Consider the following 20,266-nt stretch of genomic DNA (forward strand, 5'->3'; position numbering starts at 1 on the left):
TGCAGTAGGGTATTGATTGAATGGAGGAATAGACTTGCTGGTCCAGTCTCTAACAGAAATATCCAGCAGAATGGTAAAGTTAGCAGTCTTTGGAAAGCGTCTGCAAAATGTGACCTATTTTATACCCAGATCCCTTGCTGTGGTAGTTGCTCTAAGCTAAATTAACAGTTTTACATATAACCGAATTGATCTAAAAAGAGCTGAAGCTCAATCAGTTATCTCCTTAGTAGATAACAAGTAGGCAATTATGCAACACATGATTGTGACGATGGTTACTAGAGAGACAGTGCAAACTGCCATCTAACCTGTTTCTATTTTTAGTAGGATAACCAAAATAGCCACTCCCAAGTTTTCGGTTATAAAGCTTGGAAGTGGCTAGTCAAATGCTTAGCTGACGGGCATAGGTGTTGTTAGGGGACTTATGATAGCTTTACCAACAGGACTGACTGGCTAGCAGTTTAAAAGGCCCAATTACCATTGCGGAAGACGGGTTCGCGGGTACCATCTTCGAGGATACCATCAATAGACATGTCTGCACAACCAATCATGAAATCCACGTGGGCTGTAGAGTAGTTGATGCCTGCAGCTGCAATTTCTTCAGCCGTCATATCACCGCCTCCTTCAATATTAGTAGGGTAAGCAGCACCTAAGGCAACGTGATTGGCTGCATTTTCATCATAGAGCGTATTGAAGAAGAGCAGGCCTGAGTTGGAGATTGGAGAGTCATGTGGCACGAGGGCAACTTCGCCGAGGTAACGCGAGCCTTCATCGTGCTCAATCAAGCCCTTCAAGACATCGTACCCTTGTTCACATTCAAAATCAACGACAGCACCATCCTTGAAGTGGAGTTTGAAGTTATCAATAATTGTTCCGTTGTAAGAGAGTGGTTTTTTGTTGGAAACATAACCGTTCACGGCAGTTTTCTCAGCCGCTGTGAAGACTTCTTCAGTTGGCATGTTTGGAATGAAGGCAGCGCCTTTTTCATTGTGTGCACCAGCAGCTACCCAGAGATGGGTTTTCGGCAATCCGATGGTCAAATCCGTTCCTTCAGCTGTGTAGTGAAGAGCCTTGTAGTGTTTCTGGTTGAGATAGCTTGCTTTTTCGGTTAGACGCGCACGGTGCTCTTTCCATTCTGTCACAGGGTCTGGGACATTGATTCGAGTTGCTTCCAGCATGGCATCCAATAATTTAGCAACCGCTGTTTCTTCATCCGTTTCATCTGGGAAAACCAACTTAGCCCAGCCTGGAGAAGGGTAGGCAGCAATGGTCCATGAGTTTTTATCCGTCATAGTGCGTGAGCGGTAGTACTGGAAGCTTTCACCGATGGCTTTTGCGCGAGCAGTCAACTTATCAGAATCAATACCAGCCATGAGGTCTGGCGCAGACGAAACAATATGAATGAAGACAACGTTGTCATCTAAGTAGAAATTACGCTCGTCAACAGCGTATTGTGGAACTTCTGAGAAGTAGTCGATTGGTTGGTATTCAGCACTAAGGCGTGCTATGCGGTCATCTGTCATTTTAACATGAACATCTGCAGCACCTAGCTTGTAAGCTTCTTCGACAATCAAGCGAATCAGGGGAAGGGCATCTGTGGTGCAGTTGATCCAAACCCGTTGGCCTGGTTGAACATTCGCACCAACTTGGGTAATTACTTGAGCGTATTTATGTAAACGTGCATCAATGTGTGACATAGTCATCTCCTTCTTTGGGCATGGCCCATTTATTCAATAAGATACTGTCTATTCTACCATAAAATGACTTTATTTTCAGAAATTGACTATATAAAATTTGTTATAGTCCGAATGCCCTAAAAAAAGACTCCCTTCCAAAAGAGGAGGAGAGTGTTTACGCTTGTTTCTTAATCGAGTGAGTAATCCAGCGCCTCAACGGGAGTTGTTGGACTATAGCGATCGCAATGGTAATAGTGAAGGCAGTGATAAAACTGTTGCGGATATGGTCTATGGCTAGCTCATCTGAACCTGTAATGAAGAAATAGACCGCCCGATAAAAACTGAGTCCAGGAATTAAAGGAAACATACTGGTTGACAGAAAAATGGTTGCGGGACTTTGTCTTTTAATCGCTAAAATCCGAGACATAAAGACCACCATCAATGCTGGAATGAAAATGGCCAGAGCTTCGATATGAAAGTGATACCATAGAGTGCGGTACAATCCCCAGGTAGCCCCTCCTAACATTCCCAAATCCAGGCAATACAGCCATGGGGTATGGTAGAGGATGGCAAAAGCGATTGTACCAACCCCGGCAGCCAAGGTTTGGATCAGTAAGCCAGATAGGGATAGCTCAGTGAGCGAAAAACTGCTAGTCATCTGCTCTGCGAAGGGCAAGAAGCCAATAGTAACGGCAACTCCAACTGAAATAGATATACAGGTCAAAAGGGCTGACATAGACAGAGCTAGACCTGTGAAATAATTGTTTTGAGAAAATTCTCGGATAGCATTGACAAAGAAGGCCCCAGGAATCAAGACCATCAAGGTTCCCAAGATAATCAAACTACGGTGTTCTCCCAGACCCCAAAAATAGAGTAGATTAGCAGACAAAGAGACCACACTAGCCCCGAAGATATTGAGCAAGAACTTGGTCTGAATATAGGGAGAGATGAGCTGAAGCAAAACACCTAGAAGACCACCTGTCAAAGCAGAAGCAAGAGAATCCATCCCACTGCTTCCAAGAGCAAGAGAAAAGCCTCCTGCCCCAACAAAATAGGCAGCGACAACCTGCCAGAAATCATAATCTTGCTGAGTTTCGATTTTCCGCAAGGCCCAGTCTACCTCGACTAGCGAGGCCTTGCCAGTCTCCGCCATACGCCGCGAAAGAGCGTTGACTGCCTCTAATTTTCCGAGGTTAATACTGGTCTCTGGGACCGTCGTAGTTCGTGCTTCTGAAAACCCTTTGCCGTTCAAGGCGGAGGCCACAATAGCTCTGTTGATCACATAAGAATCAAATTGTTGGAGGCCGAGAGCTGTTGCCATCTTACTCATGGTTTCTTCGACACGGTAGATTTCTGCTCCAGACTCCACCAAAATGCGGCCAGCTCTGAGGATAGTATCCATCTCTGAATAGGTTTGACTTTGTTTCATAGAATCTTCCTTTACTGTCTCTATTATACGCCCTCAGGGCTACCATTTCAAGAGGAAGTAAGAACAACGGAGCCTTTCCTAAGTGCTTTGAACGACGTATTAATGGGCGATTTGAATCTAAAACGCCGTTTTACGAATCAAAGTCAGGTTAGACAGGCTATTAGTAAAACAGAATTCTCATTGAGGTCATTTGCTGTTAGTGTCATCAAAATACCCCTAAATATTGATTAACAACTGCCTTTTGCCTTTTTTTATGTTAAAATGAAAGAAATCACTCTCACAGCAAAAGGAGAAGAAAATGGAAAAAATAACTCTTGGACCATCTGACCTTCGGGTGTCTCGCTTATCTTTAGGATGTATGCGCATGGCTGGCCTGGATTTGGAAGCTGCAAAAGAAGTTATCCAGACCAGCCTGGATTTGGGCATCAATTTCTTTGACCATGCAGATATTTATGGTGGTGGTCAGTCCGAAAGGATTTTTGGTCAGGCTATTAAGGAGCTAGGCATCAAGCGCGAAGCTATCATCTTGCAGTCCAAATGTGGGATTCGTCGTGGCTTCTTTGACTTTTCAAAAGATTATATTTTGCAGTCGGTAGATGGGATTTTGGAACGTTTGCAAACGGATTACTTAGATGTTTTGGTGCTCCATCGTCCTGATACGCTATTTGAGCCTGAAGAAGTCGCAGAAGCTTTCAAAGCGCTCAAGGCAAGCGGCAAGGTTCGTCATTTTGGGCTTAGCAATGTCAATCCCTATCAAATCGAACTTCTTCAAAGCTATCTGGATGAGCCCTTGTTAGCCAACCAGTTACAACTGAGCCTCGCTCATACGCCGATGATTGATGCGGGATTGCAGGTTAACATGTTGACTGAAGGTGGTGTGAACCGTGATGGTGGCGTGTTAGAGTATTGCCGCCTGAAAAACATCACTATCCAAACCTGGTCGCCATTCTTGATTAGTCTTGATAAGGGAACTTTCTTTGGTCATCCTGATTATGAGGCGTTAAATAAGACTCTGGAAGAATTGGCCAATGAAAAAGGAGTCTCTCCAGAAGCGATTGCCATTGCTTGGATTTTGCGTCATCCTGCTAAAATGCAGGCCATTATTGGCTCCATGAAACCTGAGCGCCTGAAAAATATCGCTAAAGCATGTGACATTCATTTGACCCGCGAAGAATGGTACAAGCTTTACTTGTCAGCTGGCAACTTCTTGCCATAGTCTCCGAATGAAAAACTTCCCCATTTTAAACCTACAGCCCAGTCAATTTTACCTATCTGAGGCTAAACTTCAAGCTATTGAAGTTTGGTTCAATCCCCAAGATTTGGCCGGATTTGAGCCTATTGCGGTCAAGTACTTGGATGGGCAATGGATTGTGGTAGATGGCCATTCAAGACTATTTGTGGCTTATCAGAAGGGACTAGAAGCTCTTCCAGTTATTCTGGAGGAGGAGGACTGGAACTGGGACTTTTACCGTTTTTGTGTTGAAGCCACTAAGGAAAAAAGAATCGTATCTATTGCTGACTTGGCCACAAGACGTTTACCGCAGGACCTTTACGAGGTAAAATGGATCGGCTGGTGTCAAGCAATTTTTGACAAGTATTTTTCAAAGAAGGAGTAAGATGAACACGATTGACTATATTACACGATTAACAACAACCCCGTCACCGACAGGATTTACTAAAGAAATCATGAACTACGTTGTGACTGAAACTCAAAAATTTGGTTATGATCCCGTCCAGACACCCAAGGGTGGTGTTTTGGTGACGGTTAAGGGGCAGAATGATAACCAACACCGATTTATCACAGCCCACCTAGACACCTTGGGAGCCATGGTGCGTGCTATCAAATCAGATGGCCGTCTCAAGATGGATCTGGTCGGAGGCTTTGTCTACAATGCCATTGAAGGGGAAAATTGCACCATCCATGTTGCAAAGACTGGACAGACCATTTCAGGAACCATTCTCATGCATCAAACCAGTGTCCATGTTTATCGTGATGCAGGGACTGCTGAACGAAATCAAACCAACATGGAAGTTCGCTTGGATGAGAGAGTGACCAATGCGGAAGAGACACGTGCATTGGGCATCCAAGTCGGTGATTTCATCTCCTTTGATCCCCGGACTATCGTGACTGAAAATGGCTTTATTAAGAGTCGGCATTTGGATGATAAGGTCAGCGCAGCCATCATGCTCCATCTATTAAAAACCTATCAAGAAGAAGGTGTTGAACTGCCTTATACCACTCATTTTTATTTCTCAAACAATGAAGAAATCGGCTATGGTGGCAATTCTAATATTGATGCCAAGGTGGTCGAGTACCTGGCGGTTGATATGGGGGCGATGGGCGATGATCAGCAGACAGATGAATACACTGTCTCCATCTGCGTTAAGGACGGTTCAGGCCCTTACCACTATGAGCTTCGCCAGCATTTAGTATCCCTTTGTGAAAGTAACGGCATCCCTTATCAGTTAGACATTTACCCTTACTATGGGAGCGATGCCTCAGCTGCTATGCGGGCGGGGGCAGATGTGCGCCATGCTCTTTTGGGAGCTGGAATTGAGTCCAGTCATTCTTATGAACGGACCCATATTGATTCGGTTGATGCGACAGAGCGTTTGGTGGATGCTTACCTCAAGAGTGAGATGCTGGAATAATTTTAGCCTTAATCATTCTACTACCTAAAAAGGATTGGGCCCTTGATATTAGGGATCCAATCCTTTTGATGTATGTCGGCGTCAGCACTCAAGCGGACAACAGGGAGCTAGTGCCTTGCTTAGTGAGGGACTAATGGTTTTTATTTTTTCTTACTGAAGAAGGGAAGGCCTAAATTTGCCATTTTCTCCTCAGAAATCTTCATGCCATCTGACACCCATTTGGCTAGGGTAGCGACAATAGCAGAACTCCAAAAGGAGTTGGTATAATCTGTTTCTTTAACTTCCTCGCTAGACGTACTAGCTTCCTCTTTACCGCTTAAAAATTCAGACAGCATGGTACTCAGTCGCTTTTCAAAATTATAGCGGAAGGCGATTTGAAAGAGCTTGGCTTCTTTTTTGGCTTCCTTAAAGAGGGTCAGCCAGGAATTATCCTGCCCCTGTTTTTTAGAGTTGGTCCGCATTTCCTTGAAGATACGGCGAATCACCTTTTCAAATATCTCTTCTAAAAGCTGTTCCTTGGACTGGTAGTTGCGGTAGAAGGCATTGCGGGAGACCCCAGCTTTTTGGACCAGTTCGGATACAGAAATCTTGGCAAGCTCTTTTTTTTCTAAGAGAAATAGCAGAGCTGTTTCAAGCGATTCGCGTGTCAACTGATTGGCCTCTTTGTTAAAAGCTTGGAGGTGCTGTGTCGATTTTTGCGGTGTTTTTTGATCAGGCATGACACTTCCCTTTCTTTTGTGACATCAACAGTAGTTTCTACTGTCCAAAAATCTTCGGACATGATATAATTTTAATGATAAAGACCCTAAATGTCAAACTAAAATCATCTAAAATAGAAAAAGGTAAACCTATGTCTTGGAAAATTATTGCCGACTCATCTAGCGAGTTAAAATCTATAGAAAATCTAGCACCGGACGCTAGCTATCAACGTGTTCCCTTGACAATTCAAGTGGAAGACCGGATTTTTGTAGATGATGAGAATCTAGATATCGATGAAATGATGGAGGTTATGTATGCCTCTTCTAAGCCAGCATCCTCAGCCTGTCCAAGTACAGAAGCTTACTTGCAATCCTATCAAGGAGCGGATAAGATTTTTGTGGTTACTATCACAGGGACTCTGTCTGGTAGCTTCAATGCAGCCCGTGTTGCTGCTGACATGTATAAGGAAGAACATCCAGAAGCTCAGATTCATTTGATTGACTCCAAATCTGCTGGGGGTGAAGTGGACCTACTGGTCTTAGAGCTAAATCGATTGATTGCCCAAGGCTTGTCGTTTGAAGAAGTAGCGACAGCTATAACAGCTTATCAAGAGAAAACCAAGTTGCTCTTTGTTTTAGCAAAGGTAGACAACTTGGTTAAAAACGGTCGTCTGAGCAAGGTATTAGGGACTGTTATCGGACTTCTCAATATTCGATTGGTCGGTCAGGCTAGTGATGAAGGAACTCTTGAAATGCTCCAAAAGGCACGCGGGCACAAGAAGTCTGTTAGCACTGCTTATGAAGAGTTTCTAAAAGCTGGTTACAAGGGAGGCAAGGTTGTCATTGGTCATCGCAATAACGAGAAGTTTGTTGAGCAGTTTTCAGACTTGATACATAGCCAATTTCCAGCAGCAGAAATCGTGGTTCTCCCAACATCTGGTCTTTGTTCCTTCTATGCAGAAGAAGGCGGCCTCTTGATTGGCTATGAAATTTAACACATCAGACTGACAGTCCTCACTGAGTGGCAGTCAGTTTTTTGTTTCCAAAATCTCATGATAGCCTAAATAATTAGAAAGGCAAGAGATGTGCTATAATGGGTATATGGAAAATATGACACAAAAACTTTTATTGATTGACGGCTCATCGGTAGCCTTTCGAGCTTTTTTTGCCCTTTACCACCAAATTGATCGTTTTAAAAGTCCGACCGGTCTTCATACTAATGCGATTTATGGGTTTCACCTTATGCTTAACCACCTCTTGGAGCGCCTAAAGCCTAGCCATGTTTTGGTGGCCTTTGATGCTGGTAAAACTACTTTTCGGACTGCCATGTATGCCGACTACAAGGGTGGCCGTGCCAAGACCCCTGATGAGTTCCGTGAACAGTTTCCTTTTATCCGCCAGCAGTTAGATGTCTTAGGCATAAGGCACTATGAACTGGAACAGTATGAGGCTGATGATATTATTGGAACAATGGCTAAAAAGGCAGAGCAGGCTAATCAGGCTTTTGAGATAACGGTGGTTTCTGGTGATAAAGATTTGATTCAGCTGGCAGATGTCCATACCAAAGTTGAAATTTCGAAAAAAGGTGTGGCTGAATTTGAGACCTTCACTCCGGCCTATCTGATGGAAAAAATGGGAATCACACCGAGTCAGTTTATCGACCTCAAAGCGCTTATGGGAGATGCCTCTGATAATATCCCTGGGGTAACCAAAATCGGAGAAAAGACAGGGCTCAAGTTGCTTCACGAGTATGGTAGCCTGGAAGGCATCTATGCCAATATTGACCAGATGAAGCCTTCTAAGATGAAGGAAAATTTGGTCAATGATCAAGATCAAGCCTTTTTATCCAAGACATTAGCGACCATTGATACCAAGGCTCCGATTGCCATTGATTTAGCAGATATTGCTTATACCGGTCCTCAGAATCTTGAGGCCTTGGGACAGTTCTACGATGAGATGGGGTTTAAGCAGCTAAAAGCCCAGATAGTCTCAGTACAACCAGAAGCCTCCCCTGCACGTCAAGAAATCGCCTTTGAACAAGTAACAAAAGTGACAGAAGCCATGCTTGATTCCAATCACTTTTATTATCTGGAAATCCTCAATGATAATTACCATGTTGAGCCTGTGATTGGTCTGGCTTGGGGAGACAAGGAGAAGATTTATGTTAGCCAAGGAGACAGTCTCTTGCAGTCTTCCGTTCTTAGGGGATTTTTGGAAAAGACAGCCCTGAAAACCTATGACTTTAAACGGCTCAAAGTCCTCCTAAGTCGCTATGGGATTGACTTACCTGCGCCTGCTTTTGACAGTCGTTTGGCAAAATATTTACTTTCAACGATTGAGGACAATACCTTGTCTACCATTGATCAGCTTTATGGTCAGGGACAGCTTGCGGCAGATGAATTGGTCTATGGCAAGGGCGTCAAGCGTGCGGTTCCTGAAACAGCTATTTTGCTCAGCCATTTAGCTCAAAAGGTAAAGGTTTTAATCGACACTGAAACCGTTATGGTAGAGCGCTTGGTTGAACACCAACAATTAGACCTACTTCTGGAGATGGAGCAGCCTCTAGCGAATGTTCTAGCTAAGATGGAGATAGCGGGTATTCGGGTGGAGAAAGAGACCTTGCTGGCTATGCAGGCAGAAAATGAAGTGGTCCTGGAAAGCCTGACGGCTGAAATTCATGACCTGGCAGGAGAAGCTTTCAATATCAACTCGCCTAAGCAACTGGGGGTGATTCTCTTTGAGAAGTTAGGCCTGCCAGTTGAAATGACTAAGAAAACCAAGACAGGTTACTCCACTGCCGTTGATGTTCTGGAACGCCTGGCTCCCCTATCGCCAATTGTGGCTAAGATTTTGGACTATCGCCAGATTGCCAAGCTACAATCGACCTATGTCATCGGCCTTCAGGATTATATTACTGTAGACCATAAAATTCACACGCGCTATGTCCAGGATTTGACCCAGACCGGACGACTCTCCTCAACAGAACCTAACCTGCAAAATATCCCTATCCGCTTAGAACAAGGAAGGCTAATTCGCAAGGCCTTTGTGCCGTCTATGCCTAACAGCGTCCTTTTAGCCTCGGATTACTCACAAATTGAGCTTCGGGTGCTAGCTCATATTTCGCAAGACCAGCATTTGATTCAGGCCTTCAAGGATGGGTTGGATATCCACACCTCAACAGCCATGAGGGTCTTTGGCATTGATCAGCCAGAAGACGTGACACCAAATGATCGTCGGAATGCCAAGGCAGTTAACTTTGGGATTGTTTACGGGATTTCTGATTTTGGGTTGGCTAATAATTTGGGGATTTTGCGTCATCAGGCTAAGGCTTATATTGACACCTACTTTGAGCGTTACCCAGGAATCAAGGACTACATGCAAAATGTGGTGCGGGAGGCCAGAGATAAGGGCTATGTGGAGACCATTTACAAGCGTCGCAGAGAATTGCCAGATATCAACTCGCGCAATTTTAATATCCGCCAATTTGCTGAGCGAACTGCCATCAACTCACCGATTCAGGGATCTGCTGCAGACATCCTAAAGGTTGCCATGATTAACCTAGATCAGGCACTGACTGCTGGCGACTATCAAGCACGCATGCTCCTTCAGGTGCACGACGAGATCGTCCTTGAGGTGCCAATAGCAGAGCTAGATGCTGTTAGCCAACTGGTCACCGAGACCATGCAGTCTGCCATTGAGTTGTCTGTGCCCCTCATTGCCGATAGCAGTTCAGGAGAAAACTGGTACGAGGCGAAGTAGAGAGAAGATAGTCAATGCGTAGTCATCTAAAAGTTATTGCACATCATATATTAAATCGTGTGGGTGGTTCGCCACAAGTCAATCGTTATTATACTGATGATAAACAATCCTGGATTGATATTTTTTCTGCGATTGATAGGCCTGAAAAAGATTGGGTGACCTATGCGACCATCGGTTTGTCCCAACATAGTATTCAAACCTACTTACCTAATCACAAAGAATTACGCGTTGAACTAATAGGTGTGGCTTATGCTGGACAGGAGTTGTTTGCCAATATCTTAGCGAGTTGTGCCTTTAATGTGATTATGAAAACTCATAGCTGTTCGCCTGGTATCGTTTATCCCAATGTGTGTCACAATATGATACGACGTTATCCATGAAACACATGTTGTTTGTCCCTCTGTTTTTATGGGATATTGAGGATTTAACCCTTGACCAGCTAACTGTTACTTGGCTTATGGCTATACCGATTTCAGACAAAGAATTGAAATTCGTAGAGCAATACGGAGCAGACAAGTTGCAAGATTTATTTGAAGAGCAACAGATTGATTACTGGGATCTAAACCGTCCAGAGATTCAATTCTGATAAACGATTGGAAAAAACATTTTATGAAAGGAGAACCCCATGACCTATCAGTTTCAGAATCCTCCTCAGGAGAAAATTTTTGATTATTTAAGACAAGCAAAGACCATTGCAGTAGTTGGTCTATCGCCAAGGACAGAGACGGTTGCTTACCAAGTTAGCCAGGTGATGCAAGAGGCGGGTTACCGGATTATTCCAGTCAATCCAAAGGCAGCTGGTCAGGAAATCCTAGGTGAAATGACCTATAGAGACCTCTCTGAGGTGCCGGTTTCTATTGATATTGTCAACGTCTTTCGCCGAAGCGAATTTTTAGCAGAAGTGGCAGAAGCGTTTATCAAGACGGATGCCAAAGTCTTCTGGGCTCAGTTGGGCTTGGAGAGCCAAGACGCAGAAAGGATTCTGCGTCAGGCTGGTCGAGAGGATATTGTCATGAATCGTTGCATCAAGGTTGAATATTATAACCTTAAAAGATCTAGCGATTAAGTGGAGCGGGCAAATTGCCCACTCTTCTTTTATTCAAGTGACCTATACCACTTTTATCATTGACAAAGTTTAAAAACTTGTTTATACTTAGTTTTAGTAATGTTGTTTTTAGAAATGAACTATACCAATTTTAGAAAGAAGTAAAAAAATGTGTGGAATTGTTGGTGTCGTTGGAAACCGTAATGCGACTGATATTTTGATGCAAGGATTGGAAAAGTTGGAGTACCGCGGTTATGATTCCGCTGGTATCTACGTGACATCTAGTGAGCAGGATTCTCGAGTGATTAAGTCTGTAGGACGGATTGCTAGTCTGCGTGATAAGCTTGGAATTGATATTCATGGGACAGCGGGTATTGGCCATACCCGCTGGGCGACTCACGGTAAACCAAGTGAAGTCAATGCCCACCCGCATCAGTCAGAAAATAAGCAGTTCACCTTGGTTCATAATGGTGTGATTGAAAACTATCAAGCGATCAAGGAGACTTACTTGGTCGGAGATACATTCTTAGGACAAACAGATACCGAAATTGCTGTTCACTTGGTTGGAAAATTTGCCGAAGAAGGGTTGGATACCTTATCTGCCTTTAAAAAGGCCTTGTCTATCATCGAAGGATCATATGCTTTTGCTTTGATGGATAAAGCAGATCCAACGACCATCTATGTCGCCAAGAATAAGTCGCCACTTTTGATTGGCTTAGGGGACGGTTACAACATGGTCTGTTCAGATGCCATGGCCATGATTCGTGAAACCGATCAGTTTATGGAGATTCATGACAAGGAATTGGTTGTTGTGACCAAGGATAGCGTGACAGTAACAGATTTTGATGGCAATCCTATTGAGCGTGAACGTTACACCGCGGAGCTTGATTTATCGGATATTGGAAAAGGGACCTATCCTTACTACATGCTCAAAGAAATCGATGAGCAACCAACGGTTATGCGTAAGCTGATTCAGAAGTACACTGATGACAAAGGAAATTTGGTTATTGACGAAGCCATTGTAAAGGCTATCCAAGAAGCTGATCGCCTTTACATCATCGCCGCTGGAACGTCATACCATGCTGGCTTTGCGGCCAAGTCCTTCCTAGAAGAATTGACACAGACGCCTGTTGAATTGGGAATTGCTTCAGAATGGGGCTACCACACGCCAATCTTGAGCCAAAAACCATTCTTTATCTTCATCAGCCAATCTGGGGAGACCGCTGACAGCCGTCAGGTCCTAGTCAAGACGAATCAACTTGGCATTCCTAGTCTAACCGTAACCAACGTCCCAGGCTCAACCCTGTCGCGTGAGGCAGACCATACCCTGCTTTTGCATGCTGGGCCAGAGATTGCAGTTGCCTCAACCAAGGCTTATACCGCCCAGATCGCCGCTTTGGCACTTTTGGCTACTGCAGTTGGGCGTGCCAATGGCCAGAAAGAAGCGCTTGAGTTTGATGTGATTCGAGAATTGTCTCTGGTAGCCCAATCGATCGAAGCGACCTTGTCTGAGAAGGAGGTAGTAGCAAGCAAGGTAGAAAACTTGCTGGCAACCAGCCGTAATGCTTTTTACATTGGCCGTGGCAATGACTACTATGTTGCTATGGAAGCCAGTTTGAAACTGAAAGAGATTTCCTATATTCAGTGCGAAGGCTTTGCGGCTGGCGAGTTAAAACACGGCACAATCTCTTTGATTGAAGATGGCACGCCTGTGATTGCTTTATTGTCCAACAATCCTGCTGTTGCAGCCCATACCCGTGGCAATATTTCTGAGGTAGTCTCTCGCGGTGCTAGTGTCATGACTATCGCAGAAGAAGGGATTGCCAAAGAAGATGACGACCTAATCGTAACCGCAGTACACCCGTATCTCTCAACAATTGCAATGGTGGTACCAACGCAGTTAGTAGCCTACTATGCTTCGTTACAGCGGGGTCTCGATGTAGACAAACCGCGTAATTTAGCCAAATCTGTTACCGTAGAATAGTAGAGATATAGGATACTCAAAACAGTTTAAAAAGCAATCGGATTCATTTTAGATCCGATTGCTTTTTACTATCTTAGTCTCCCACAATAGTTTACGTCGTATTAGGTTCACTTGAACCAACTATAGAAAAATGTTAGCGGTCAGCACCTATTGTCTTATTTCAAATCGTTCAATCTTGTTTGGAAATATGCTATAATACTTAACAGGATGAAAGAGATGATCAAGACGAGGAAGTATGCCATTGTTGATTTAGAAGCGACATCAACAGGTCCAGATGCCAAGATTATTCAGGTGGGTATCGTATTGGTTCAAGATGGTCAACTTCTTGAAATGTATGAAACAGATGTCAATCCGCACGAAGACCTGACACCTCATATCAAACAGTTGACAGGCATTACGGATGAACAATTACGACAGGCACCAGTTTTTTCGGAAGTAGCGCGTGATATTTTTGCGCTCTTGGAAGATGCTGTCTTTGTCGCCCATAATGTGCGATTTGATGCCAATTTGCTAGCAGAGCACCTTTTCTTAGAAGGTTATGAATTGAGGACACCAAGAGTAGATACTGTTGAACTCAGTCAGGTCTTTTTCCCCAGTTTAGAACGCTATAGTTTGGGCAATCTGGCAGATTATCTAGGAATTGAGCTTCTGGACGCTCACACGGCCATTGCGGATGCACTAGCGACAGCCAAATTATTCCTAGCCATTCAGGAGAAAATAATAACCCTGCCTAAAGTAACGCTCCAAAAATTGTTGACCTATGCGGATCACTTGCTTTTTGAAACAGGTCAGGTCCTTGAGGAATTGCTTAGTTATACGAGTGATTACTTGTCTGCAGGATATGAGCGTGTGTTAGATATTGTGGTAAAAAAACCATCTTACTATGCAAAAGCACGTCATCTGGCTCCCCATTTTGAGCAAAATAGTGCTCTGTTAGGCCTAGAAGAACGGCAACAGCAAGTCGCCTTTGCCTCAGTAGTTGAAAATCGATTGAGAGATCAAAACATCAATTTTATTCAGGCGCAGACAGGGATTGGCAAAACCTATGGCTATCTTTTGCCGCTTCTAGCTAACTGTCCAGATAAGCAAATTATTGTGGCTGCTCCAACCAAATTGCTTCAAGATCAGATTATGCAGACAGAAGGGACACGCTTAGCAGAAGTGTTTCATCTGAATTGCCTCAGTCTCAAAGGCTATGAGAATTATATCAAGTTGGATGTTTTTTGGGCTAGCCTCTCTCTAGAGGAAGATAACCGTCTTCTCAATCGCATTAAGATGCAGCTTTTAGTTTGGTTGACGGAGACTGAGACAGGTGATCTAGATGAAATCCAGCAGAAATTTGGCGCATTTAACTATTTTGACCGTCTGCGTCATGACGGTCACCTGTCGACTTCCAGTCTTTTCACTGATATTGATTTCTGGCAGAAAGGACAGTTCAGGGCTAAGATCAGTCGCTTGGTCATTACTAACCAAGCCTATTTGCTTAATCGTTTGGCAGACGATCCTTCCTTTTTAGTAGGAAAGGTGCTGATCATTGACGAGGCTCAAAAATTGCCCCTGCAGTTGGAGCATTTAAGCAGGCGAAAGGTCAATCTTTTTGAACTCCAAAACGATAGTCAGCAGCATCTGAAAACTAGTCCAGATTTATTGACCAGACGGTTATTAGAGAATATTGCTTACAACCTTGCGCAATTAGTGCATCAATCAACTGATATTGAAAAAACCGTTGAAGCCCTACGCCAAGATCTGAGCGAACTTAATGTTAGCTTTTTTCCTCAGCTCAGAGAGGTCTTAGACTTGCGTTTAGATCAATTTTGGATCAGTCAGGAAAAATGGGGAGAAACGGTCGTTCCTTATTTGCATGGGGCCAGTTTATCCCTAGGGAATTTCTATGAACTATTGCCAGAAAATACGAAAGTGATGGCGATTAGTGCTACCTTGGCCATTAGCCAGCGCGTCAATTTGGCGCAGTTGTTGGGGGTTCCTGAGAAGAGAGTAACTTACGATTACTTACCTCAGGAGCGTTTAAGGAGCCAGACAGTCTTTTTGTTGAAAGAGTTGCCCGACATTAGTAGCCTTACTGCCCAGGACTATGTCAACTTAATTTACCACCAGATCCTAAGTTTGAGCCAGCTTAACAAGCCCATAATCGTCCTCTTTACTGCTAATCAAACCTTACTAGAAGTCGCTGAACGTCTAGAAAGGAGCAAACTTCCTTACTTGGCCCAACACCAGCACGGAACAGCTAATCAGGTTAAACGGCGATTTGAGCGAGGTGAAGCTAATATTCTACTCGGTTCAGGGAGCTTTTGGGAGGGAGCGGATTTTATTCAGCAAGACCAGATGATCCTCTTGGTGACCCGTCTGCCATTTGAAAATCCGAGCAATCCCTACGTCAAAAAACTCAATCATCATTTGGCAGAAACAGGGCTTAACCCCTTTGATGACTATCATCTTCCTCTGGCTATGCTAAAGCTCAAACAAGCCTTAGGACGTACTCAGCGCCGCAAGGATCAGCAGTCAGCAGTTGTCCTTATGGATAGACGGGTATTGACGAAATCTTACGGTCAAACGATACGGCTCTTCTTGGAAACCATTTGTCCTGTAGAGAGTGTATCACCAATTGATTTGCCCTCCAAAATTGAAACTTATTTTGCATCGGGAGAGGAAGAAAGGAAGTTGCCATGATCTATCTAAGAGGACTTGCCCTTTGTTTTCTAGTAGCCTTACCAGCGTGGTTTTTGGGGCAGGTTTTTCCTTTAGTGGGAGCGCCAGTTATTGCCATGTTGTTGGGAATGAGTATTGGTTCTATCCATAAGCAACGTCAGCTGACGCAAGCAGGAATTACGTTCACTGCGAAAGTCATCTTGCAACTAGCAGTTGTCCTATTGGGCTTTAGCCTTAATCTTCATCAAGTACTGGCTGTTGGTCTAGCATCATTGCCAGTCATTGTAACGACCATTTTAACAGCTTTAGCAGTTGCTTTTCTCTTTAAGACTCTTTTTAACGTAGATGCCACAAAAGCCACATTGATAGGCGTAGGCTCCTCTATTTGTGGGGGTTCGGCGATTGCAGCAACTGCGCCTGTGATTGATGCTGAAGAAGCAGAGGTCGCTCAAGCTATTTCAGTGATATTTTTCTTCAACCTTCTGGCTGCTCTTTTGTTTCCAAGTTTGGGGCAATTTTTAGGGCTGTCAAATGAGGGGTTTGCCTTATTTGCAGGTACGGCAGTTAATGATACCTCGTCAGTAACGGCGACCGCTTCTGCTTGGGACAGCCTCCATCAAAGTTATATTTTGGAGCAGGCGACGATTGTGAAATTGACTAGGACTCTGGCGATTATTCCTATAACTCTTAGTTTATCGTTTTACCGTAATCGTCAAAAAGGGAAGGTTAAATCGAGGGTTCAGCTAAAGCGGATAATGCCAACTTTTTTGCTCTATTTTTTAGCCGCAGCATTGTTTGTTACTTTATGGAGTCGTTTAGGACTTGATGTGAAGGTTTTTCAGCCTCTAAAAACGCTGTCCAAGTTTCTCATTGTCATGGCCATGGCAGCAATAGGCTTCAACACCCATTTTGGAAAATTATTAAAAACTGGAGGCCGAGCTTTTGGCCTAGGAGCCACCTGTTGGTTAGCCATTATCGTCGTTACTCTGGCCATGCAGTCTCTGTTGGGAATGTGGTAGGTTATGACCGTGCCTCTTTTACACTGTCAGCCAAGATTTAGCCCCCTTCCCCTTAAATGTTAATTGATAAGAATTAGGGAAAATAGACTGGAAGGTCACAATCTGTTATAATAAAAGTTATTGAAAACAGTGCTTGGATCCGTTGATTCAAGCCTTTTAAAGGAAAGTAAGTATGATTTATCTTGATAATAGTGCGACAACTAAACCTTTTCCGGAAGTTCTTGACACCTATCGGGAGGTTTCTGAAAAAATTTGGGGCAATCCTAGTTCTTTGCATCATTTAGGGACACAAGCTAGCCGTATTTTAGAAGCTTCTAGGAAACAAATCGCAGAGCTTATTGGCAAATTGCCAGATGAAATCTTCTTTACCTCTGGTGGGACAGAAGGGAACAACTGGATTATAAAAGGGGTTGCCTTTGAAAAACGTGCTTACGGCAACCATATCATCATTTCAGCGGTAGAACACCCTTCCGTTAAAGAAACAGCTCAGTGGCTGACTCAGCAAGGCTTTGTAGTAGATATAGCTCCAGTGACGAGTGCTGGTTTTGTTGATGTGGATGAATTGGCTAAACGGATTACTCCAGAAACGATTTTAGTGTCCATTATGGCGGTCAACAATGAAATTGGTGCTATCCAGCCGATTGAGGCTATTTCAGCTTTATTAGCAGATAAACCTACCATCAGTTTTCATGTGGATGGTGTTCAGGCCTTAGCCAAGATTCCAACAGGTACTTACTTGACGGAGCGCGTGGATTTTGCGACCTTCTCCAGTCATAAATTCCATGGTGTTCGTGGAGTTGGATTTATTTATAAAAAGCGTGGCAAAAAAATAACTCCCCTTTTTCACGGCGGTGGCCAAGAGAGTGATTTACGGTCCACTACAGAAAATGTGGCTGGTATTGCAGCGACAGCGAAGGCGCTTCGCTTGGCTATGGGGCGTTTAGAACAAGTGAGTCATCAACAACGTGTTCTGAGAGATAATCTGCTGAACGCCTTAGAAAAACACTCGGATATTTTGTTGTTTTCGGGTAGAGATGGTTTTGCGCCCCATATTGTGACCTTTGGACTAAAAAATGTCCGTGGGGAAGTCATTGTCCATGCTTTCGAAACCCATGAAATCTATATATCGACGACTAGTGCTTGTTCGTCTCGGGCAGGTCATGCAGCAGGAACCTTGATTGCTATGGGCGTTCCGACAAAGAATGCTCAGACAGCTGTTCGTCTCAGTTTAGGTTCAGAGACGGATGCTAGTCAGATTGAGCAGTTTTTGACCATTCTCAAGCAAATTGACAATCAAACACAGAAAGTGAGATAAGATGCAGTACTCAGAGATTTTAATTCGCTACGGAGAGCTATCTACTAAAGGAAAGAACCGTATGCGCTTTATTGGTCGCCTTCGCCGTAACATCGAAGCTGTCTTGGAGGGCTTTCCTCAGGTCAGAATCTATACCGATCGTGACCGTGGCCATGTTTACCTTAACGGGGCAGATTATCGTGAGGTCTCAACAGCTCTTGCTAAGGTTTTTGGGATTCAGACGTATTCGCCGTCCTATAAAATTGAAAAATCAGTACCAGCCCTGAAAGAAGCTGTTCAGATTATTATGCGCGGTGTATATCAAGAAGGCATGACTTTCAAAGTAGTGACTAAGCGTAGTGATCATAGTTTTGAAATGGATTCGGTCGAGCTTAATCATTTCTTGGGAGATGCTGTGTTTCAAGTTTTACCTGAAATTAAAGCCCAAATGAAGGGGGCAGATGTCGTTTTACGCGTAGAAATACGCGACGATGCGGCCTATATTTCCCATGAGACTCATAAGGGAGCTGGTGGTTTGCCTGTTGGCATTTCTGGCAAGGGCATGCTGATGCTGTCTGGGGGGATTGATTCACCAGTAGCGGGATATCTTTCACTCAAACGCGGGGTGGAAATTGAAGCTGTTCATTTTGCTAGCCCCCCTTATACCAGTCCAGGAGCCTTAAAAAAAGCCCATGATTTGACCCGTAAGTTAACGCAGTTTGGTGGTAATATCCAATTTATTGAAGTTCCTTTTACAGAGATTCAAGAAGAGATTAAACAAAAGGTACCAGAAGCTTATTTAATGACCTTGACCCGCCGCTTTATGATGCGCATTACAGACAGGATACGGGAGATGCGTGGTGCCCTCGTCATTATCAATGGAGAAAGTTTGGGACAAGTGGCCAGTCAAACACTGGAATCCATGCAGGCCATCAATGCAGTAACTAGCACCCCAATTATCCGTCCTGTTGTGACTATGGACAAGCTAGAAATTATTGACTTGGCAGAACAAATTGATACTTTTGACATCTCTATTCAGCCCTTTGAAGACTGCTGTACCATTTTTGCCCCTGCACAGCCTAAGACTAATCCTAAACTCAAAAACGTCGAGCAGTACGAAGCGCGCCTAGATGTAGATGGTTTGGTCGAACGAGCATTAGCAGGTATCGTGGTGACAGAAATAACGCCTCATTCCAAAGAGGATAGCCTTAGTGCTCTCATTGAGAACTTGTTATAAAGCGAGTTGTCCCAGAAGGTTAGTTGCTTGATTGAGTCGAGTGTTTTTGGGATGGTGTGGGTCATTCTGAAAACTTAGCCAAGATTGTCTACCAAGAAATGCCCTTAGCCTTTTCCCCATCTCGTCGGGTATGGATCGGTGTGATTTTGCGAATAAAATAAGATGTTTGCACTGTTTGAGTAATCGATAGCAATAAACCTTTCGCCAGCCAAATGCAAAAGAGTGAACTGGGGATATACATTGCTGTTTATGTCGATGAGACTAGTGTTGAGCGTTTTAGGGAATAGCTATCGGTCGGCTATTGTTTTAGCTTCTGTCATTTTGACGGATTGCAGGAAGAATTCGTTCAAAAGCGAAACTTATAATACGCTAAATTTCAAGTCTAAGTTAGGCATTTAGTAAAAATTGTCTAGGAGATAAATAGTTCAAACATTTCTTTGGATAGTTGTTAATCCAATTTTCGATGAAGGCGACCATTCTTGCGGTCGTTTTCTTAGTGCTTTTTGGCAACCATCGTCTAATGAGTCGGTTATGGTTCTCGTTGGTTCCTCTTTCCCAAGAGGCGTAAGGGTGAGCATAATAGATACACTCAGGATCAAAGACCTCTGCCAAGCGACTAAATTCTGTCCCGTTATCCGCTGTGATTGAGTTGATGTGATAGTTTCGTAGAATCCCTTTCAAAGCTTGATTTACTGATGTCGCTGACTTGTCAGGAATGAGACGAATGATTTGAAAGCGACTCTTCCTGTCTGTGAGTGTCAGTAAGCACTCGTTTTTAGCACGCGTCTGAATAACGGTATCAATCTCAT

At 43.8% G+C, this 20,266-nt stretch carries 17 protein-coding genes; 13 read left to right on the plus strand and 4 right to left on the minus strand.

Annotated features, from left to right (window positions below):
- Positions 1-458: 458 nt before the first annotated feature.
- Together HF992_RS05445 and HF992_RS05450 are read right to left on the minus strand one after the other, a co-directional pair.
- Positions 459-1,700 carry an aminopeptidase gene (locus HF992_RS05445; protein WP_210729415.1) on the minus strand — a complete coding sequence of 414 codons (1,242 nt, stop codon included), beginning with the start codon at positions 1,698-1,700 and terminating at the stop codon, positions 459-461.
- Positions 1,701-1,848: 148 nt separating this feature from the next.
- Complete coding sequence (locus HF992_RS05450) at positions 1,849-3,102, minus strand: threonine/serine exporter family protein (protein WP_168549047.1); 1,254 nt, start codon at positions 3,100-3,102, stop codon at positions 1,849-1,851.
- Positions 3,103-3,400: 298 nt separating this feature from the next.
- Here HF992_RS05450 and HF992_RS05455 point away from each other — a divergent pair, with 298 nt between their 5' ends.
- The 3 genes from HF992_RS05455 to HF992_RS05465 are packed head-to-tail and all read left to right on the plus strand — an operon-like array spanning position 3,401 to position 5,754.
- Positions 3,401-4,318, plus strand: a complete 918-nt coding sequence (locus tag HF992_RS05455; RefSeq protein WP_168549048.1) for an aldo/keto reductase — start codon at positions 3,401-3,403, stop codon at positions 4,316-4,318.
- Positions 4,319-4,325: 7 nt separating this feature from the next.
- The gene (locus HF992_RS05460; RefSeq protein WP_168549049.1) at positions 4,326-4,718 is read left to right on the plus strand and encodes a hypothetical protein; all 393 of its coding nucleotides are present in this window, start codon (positions 4,326-4,328) and stop codon (positions 4,716-4,718) included.
- Position 4,719: 1 nt separating this feature from the next.
- Positions 4,720-5,754 (plus strand): M42 family metallopeptidase, encoded by a 1,035-nt coding sequence (locus tag HF992_RS05465; RefSeq protein WP_168549050.1) that lies wholly within the window; start codon positions 4,720-4,722, stop codon positions 5,752-5,754.
- A gap of 140 nt (positions 5,755-5,894) precedes the next feature.
- Here HF992_RS05465 and HF992_RS05470 read toward each other — a convergent pair whose 3' ends face one another.
- A complete protein-coding gene (locus HF992_RS05470) occupies positions 5,895-6,473 on the minus strand; it encodes a TetR/AcrR family transcriptional regulator (RefSeq protein WP_168549051.1) in 579 nt (192 codons plus the stop codon).
- 131 nt (positions 6,474-6,604) lie between these two features.
- On the opposite strand from HF992_RS05470, the gene HF992_RS05475 reads away from it, so the two are divergent.
- From HF992_RS05475 to thiI, 10 genes are all read left to right on the plus strand, one after another.
- Positions 6,605-7,447: a DegV family protein gene (locus HF992_RS05475; RefSeq protein ID WP_168549052.1), complete on the plus strand. Its 843-nt coding sequence runs from the start codon at positions 6,605-6,607 to the stop codon at positions 7,445-7,447.
- Positions 7,448-7,553: 106 nt separating this feature from the next.
- Positions 7,554-10,211 (plus strand): DNA polymerase I, encoded by a 2,658-nt coding sequence (polA, locus tag HF992_RS05480; protein WP_168549053.1) that lies wholly within the window; start codon positions 7,554-7,556, stop codon positions 10,209-10,211.
- A gap of 14 nt (positions 10,212-10,225) precedes the next feature.
- On the plus strand, positions 10,226-10,591 hold the full coding sequence (locus HF992_RS12180) for a suppressor of fused domain protein (protein ID WP_168549054.1): 366 nt from the start codon (positions 10,226-10,228) through the stop codon (positions 10,589-10,591).
- A complete protein-coding gene (locus tag HF992_RS12185; protein ID WP_168549055.1) occupies positions 10,588-10,797 on the plus strand; it encodes a suppressor of fused domain protein in 210 nt (69 codons plus the stop codon). Before HF992_RS12180 ends, HF992_RS12185 begins: the two co-directional genes overlap by 4 nt.
- 39 nt (positions 10,798-10,836) lie before the next feature.
- A complete protein-coding gene (locus tag HF992_RS05495; protein ID WP_168549056.1) occupies positions 10,837-11,277 on the plus strand; it encodes a CoA-binding protein in 441 nt (146 codons plus the stop codon).
- A gap of 148 nt (positions 11,278-11,425) precedes the next feature.
- Positions 11,426-13,240 (plus strand): glutamine--fructose-6-phosphate transaminase (isomerizing), encoded by a 1,815-nt coding sequence (gene glmS / locus HF992_RS05500; RefSeq protein WP_168549057.1) that lies wholly within the window; start codon positions 11,426-11,428, stop codon positions 13,238-13,240.
- Between the two features lie 216 nt (positions 13,241-13,456).
- Positions 13,457-15,928 carry a bifunctional DnaQ family exonuclease/ATP-dependent helicase gene (locus HF992_RS05505; RefSeq protein ID WP_168549058.1) on the plus strand — a complete coding sequence of 824 codons (2,472 nt, stop codon included), beginning with the start codon at positions 13,457-13,459 and terminating at the stop codon, positions 15,926-15,928.
- A complete protein-coding gene (locus HF992_RS05510; protein ID WP_168549059.1) occupies positions 15,925-16,926 on the plus strand; it encodes a YeiH family protein in 1,002 nt (333 codons plus the stop codon). Before HF992_RS05505 ends, HF992_RS05510 begins: the two co-directional genes overlap by 4 nt.
- A gap of 172 nt (positions 16,927-17,098) precedes the next feature.
- Complete coding sequence (locus HF992_RS05515; RefSeq protein WP_168549060.1) at positions 17,099-18,241, plus strand: cysteine desulfurase family protein; 1,143 nt, start codon at positions 17,099-17,101, stop codon at positions 18,239-18,241.
- A gap of 1 nt (position 18,242) precedes the next feature.
- The gene (gene thiI, locus HF992_RS05520) at positions 18,243-19,457 is read left to right on the plus strand and encodes a tRNA uracil 4-sulfurtransferase ThiI (RefSeq protein WP_168549061.1); all 1,215 of its coding nucleotides are present in this window, start codon (positions 18,243-18,245) and stop codon (positions 19,455-19,457) included.
- Positions 19,458-19,844: 387 nt separating this feature from the next.
- Here thiI and HF992_RS05525 read toward each other — a convergent pair.
- The coding region (locus tag HF992_RS05525; protein ID WP_168549062.1) for an IS30 family transposase at positions 19,845-20,266 on the minus strand (422 nt) is incomplete at its 5' end.

It is taken from the genome of Streptococcus ovuberis (assembly GCF_012396585.1).
Classification (GTDB): domain Bacteria; phylum Bacillota; class Bacilli; order Lactobacillales; family Streptococcaceae; genus Streptococcus; species Streptococcus ovuberis.

Coding starts and splice junctions, on each gene's coding strand:
- HF992_RS05445 (WP_210729415.1), bottom strand. CDS start 1,700: ATGACTATGTCACACATTGATGCACGTTTACATAAATACGCTCAAGTA.
- HF992_RS05450 (WP_168549047.1), bottom strand. CDS start 3,102: ATGAAACAAAGTCAAACCTATTCAGAGATGGATACTATCCTCAGAGCT.
- HF992_RS05455 (WP_168549048.1), top strand. CDS start 3,401: ATGGAAAAAATAACTCTTGGACCATCTGACCTTCGGGTGTCTCGCTTA.
- HF992_RS05460 (WP_168549049.1), top strand. CDS start 4,326: ATGAAAAACTTCCCCATTTTAAACCTACAGCCCAGTCAATTTTACCTA.
- HF992_RS05465 (WP_168549050.1), top strand. CDS start 4,720: ATGAACACGATTGACTATATTACACGATTAACAACAACCCCGTCACCG.
- HF992_RS05470 (WP_168549051.1), bottom strand. CDS start 6,473: ATGCCTGATCAAAAAACACCGCAAAAATCGACACAGCACCTCCAAGCT.
- HF992_RS05475 (WP_168549052.1), top strand. CDS start 6,605: ATGTCTTGGAAAATTATTGCCGACTCATCTAGCGAGTTAAAATCTATA.
- polA (WP_168549053.1), top strand. CDS start 7,554: ATGGAAAATATGACACAAAAACTTTTATTGATTGACGGCTCATCGGTA.
- HF992_RS12180 (WP_168549054.1), top strand. CDS start 10,226: ATGCGTAGTCATCTAAAAGTTATTGCACATCATATATTAAATCGTGTG.
- HF992_RS12185 (WP_168549055.1), top strand. CDS start 10,588: ATGAAACACATGTTGTTTGTCCCTCTGTTTTTATGGGATATTGAGGAT.
- HF992_RS05495 (WP_168549056.1), top strand. CDS start 10,837: ATGACCTATCAGTTTCAGAATCCTCCTCAGGAGAAAATTTTTGATTAT.
- glmS (WP_168549057.1), top strand. CDS start 11,426: ATGTGTGGAATTGTTGGTGTCGTTGGAAACCGTAATGCGACTGATATT.
- HF992_RS05505 (WP_168549058.1), top strand. CDS start 13,457: ATGATCAAGACGAGGAAGTATGCCATTGTTGATTTAGAAGCGACATCA.
- HF992_RS05510 (WP_168549059.1), top strand. CDS start 15,925: ATGATCTATCTAAGAGGACTTGCCCTTTGTTTTCTAGTAGCCTTACCA.
- HF992_RS05515 (WP_168549060.1), top strand. CDS start 17,099: ATGATTTATCTTGATAATAGTGCGACAACTAAACCTTTTCCGGAAGTT.
- thiI (WP_168549061.1), top strand. CDS start 18,243: ATGCAGTACTCAGAGATTTTAATTCGCTACGGAGAGCTATCTACTAAA.